Consider the following 3,540-nt stretch of genomic DNA (forward strand, 5'->3'; position numbering starts at 1 on the left):
CCAGTTAAGTTAATTATGTCTTAACTGGGTTAGTCGAATCAATTAGACCACGTCATTTGTTTACTACTCATGTTTATTCACAACAAGCATGTTCAGAGTTAGACAATGATAATGATCGTCTGAGTTGTTATGACACAAGTGTAAAAGAGGATTTAGCATCTGATGATTCCGAACCATCTGAATTAGCCAAAATGGATATCCCTGATATTTCAAATTATTTCAATGAAAGAAAGATATTTAAATTAACTACTCATCAGGCAAATTACATTTTACCAGTGTCTTATAATTCAAAAACTAATGATGAGATCTATCAGGAAACCGATCCAGGTACTGAAGTTGATAACGTAGAAGTTAAATTTCAACTTAGTGGTAAGCTCAAACTTCTCAATGATATGTTCAATGATAACTGGGATCTCTGGTTCGCCTATACACATACATCTTGGTGGCAACTGTATAATTCCGATGAATCAGCACCCTTTAGAGAAACCAATTACAGTCCAGAAGTATTTACCACCTATTACTCTGATTACAATGTCTTTGGGATGACGCTACTGCAAACAGATTTTGGTTTCGTTCACCAATCTAATGGCAGAACAGAGCCACTTTCACGTAGTTGGAATCGCATTTATGCTAATTTTGAACTCGCTAAAGGAAATTATTTACTATCAATTAAGCCTTGGTACCGTATTCCTGAAAGTGAAGGTCAAGATGATAACCCCGACATAGAGGACTATGTTGGTTATGGTGACTACAGATTGACCTATAAAGGCGATACTAACCTTTACAGTATTTTATTTAGAAATAATTTTAAATTTGATGGTGATAATGAAAGTAGTGTTGAACTAAGTTGGGCCTTTCCTGTGTATGAAATAGTTGATATATACTTCCAATATTATAATGGTTATGGCGAAAGTCTGATTGATTATGACCATAGAGTAAACCGAATCAGTCTCGGAATTCTTATCTATGATTGGTTCTAGAATGAATATAGTAAGAGCTTTCCCTGCATGACATTTAAATGTACCAATAAATAAATGATCAATTACCTAGCCAGATACCATGCGTGCCTGGCTAACGCTGCATCATTGTTCTAGATATATATATCCCACAAAATAATAATCATAATACATATTACGACTGCAACTTGTTCGTCCCGTTTAATGGCTCATAGTTGCTTTCGTTAATCCCTTAATTTCCTAGCGTTGGTTAATTATTGACAAATAAGAGTTGAACTCTTTTATAAAAATGATTGTAATTTCAGTGATTATTACGTTGCGGTTAACATCACACTTCACTTGCAACGCAATAAATATGCGGGATTATTTAAAACAAGTATAAAGAAGATACCCCGTAAAAAGTAATGATGTGGTTCGCCCCTAGTTGCCTAGACTCTTTGCTAAGTTCTTAAAATACTGCTTTTCGAACTTCATCGGAGACAGCCCGATATTTTTACCATGATGGCACACTGGTGTAGCAGTACAGTAATTTTGGCCACTAATTTGTAGCTTCCTAAGGCGGAAAGGGGCACATAACGCCTTAGCTTTTTATTCTCTAATCCCAATTTATTAAGTCTACCTTGATTCTTTTTGTCTGAACTTTGTGCTGTGTAATATTTATTTTCTTATTACGTAGAGTATGATGTTTTCTTTAATGTCATGATTTAAAAGAATAAAAGGTATGGGTGTCCAACTTTTTATGCATTAATAAAACAGGCCCTTTTCAGGGCTCAATAATTGAACCATTAATTATAGGTTAGCAACACATATTGCGCCGACTGTTGTCATTACAATAGTGTAAGGCAGTGCCATGAGCACCATTTTACCGTAAGACAAACGAATTAACGGAGCAATGGCAGACGTCAGTAAGAACAAGAAAGCGGCTTGACCGTTTGGTGTTGCAACACTTGGCAAGTTAGTACCGGTATTTACCGCCACAGCTAACAGCTCAAAGTGTTCACGGCTAATATCACCAGCGTCTAATGCCGCTTTTACTTCGTTAATGTATACCGTGGCCACAAATACGTTATCACTGATAATAGATAACAATCCATTGGCAAAGAACATGATTAACGGCTGCGCTTCAATGCTTTGCGCAAAAACCAAGTCAATAATAGGCTGAAACAAATGCTGATCATGAATAACTGCCACAACAGCAAAGAACACTACTAGAAGAGATGTGAATGGTAGTGCCTCTTCAAAAGCATGGCCAATCTGATGCTCTTCGGTAATGCCGTTAAGAGCGGTTTGTACCACGATAATGGTTAAACCAATTAGGCCGACAGGCGCTAAATGCAGCGCTAAGGCAACCATAAGGAAAACTGCCGCAGCCCCCTGCACCCATAATTGGGCTATTTCGTATTTAGTTCGTTGCTCTGTCTGGTGCAGATCATAATCACTTAAAATTTTGAATACTGCTTCTGGTAATTGATCGCCATATCCAAATAATTTAAATTTCTCAACCACCACAACGGTTAATAAACCGGCAACAAAGACGGGAATAGAGACTGGAGCTACCGCCAAGAAAAAGGCAATGAAATCCCAGCCGGCTTTTTCAGCAATTAGCAAGTTTTGAGGTTCACCCACTAATGTTGCCACACCACCGAGTGCCGTACCTACCGCACCGTGCATTAATAAGCTGCGTAAGAAACCACGAAAGGCTTGTAAATCTTCTTTATGGTGATCGTGTACGGTTTTATCGTCACCATGATCATGATCGTCATGATGATATTGACGCCCTGAGACTACTTTATGGTAAACACTGTAAAAGCCAACACCCACTGCAATAATCACCGCAGTCACCGTTAATGCATCTAAAAAGGCTGAAAGCAATGCTGCCATAACACTAAAGGTTAAAGACAAAGCAATTTTGGATCGTACGTTGATCAGCAGCTTCATAAAAATAAACAGCAGCAGGTTTTTCATAAAGAAAATCCCCGCCACCATAAACATCAACAATAATATAACTTCAAAGTTAGCAATAATTTCACTTTTGACAGCAGCAGGGCTGGTCATGCCTAAGGCCACGGCTTCAATTACCAGTAAACCACCCGGTTGAAGCGGGTAGCATTTTAAAGCTAATGCCAGAGTGAAAATAAACTCGACAATAAGTGCCCATCCCGCCACCGTGTAACCGATATCAGGAATCATAACCAATAAAGGGTTGATCAATAAAAAAACTATGATGGATTTTTTATACCAGGACGGGCTATTGCCCAAGAAATTATGATAGAGACTGTTCATATACTCAACCTTATTTTGATGACTAAATTCTATTTAGAAGCGTTAATTTAGATATTGCTATTTTTTAATTAACCGCCAGAAGTTTTCATAAAGCATAGGATGCTTAAACTCATTGTGCCAAAGAACAGTAATGACTGTTCTGATTTAATTATCACTGTTCTCATTACCCAAACATCTGATAGAACCAATCTGAATTAGCTCAATTTAAATTGATCAACTATCGATTTCAGTTGACTATTGGCACTGGCTAGATTCATGGTTTGTTTCATGCTGTTTTTACCGTTTATTGCCAACTCGTTGG

General features: G+C 37.7%; 2 protein-coding genes. One reads left to right on the plus strand and one right to left on the minus strand.

Translation table 11 applies throughout. From position 1 onward, the window contains the following. Positions 1-56 precede the first annotated feature (56 nt). Complete coding sequence (locus AC4GME_RS18055; protein ID WP_490377348.1) at positions 57-980, plus strand: phospholipase A; 924 nt, start codon at positions 57-59, stop codon at positions 978-980. A 765-nt stretch (positions 981-1,745) separates the two neighbouring features. Here AC4GME_RS18055 and nhaB read toward each other — a convergent pair. Further along, entirely contained in the window at positions 1,746-3,239 is a 1,494-nt protein-coding gene (gene nhaB / locus AC4GME_RS18060) for a sodium/proton antiporter NhaB (protein WP_490377347.1), read from the minus strand. Positions 3,240-3,540: the final 301 nt, after the last annotated feature.

The sequence above is a fragment of the Psychromonas sp. genome (genome assembly GCF_983033635.1).

What these genes read in the sequence shown, in the direction of transcription:
- nhaB (WP_490377347.1), bottom strand. Translation starts at nt 3,239, where the DNA reads ATGAACAGTCTCTATCATAATTTCTTGGGCAATAGCCCGTCCTGGTAT.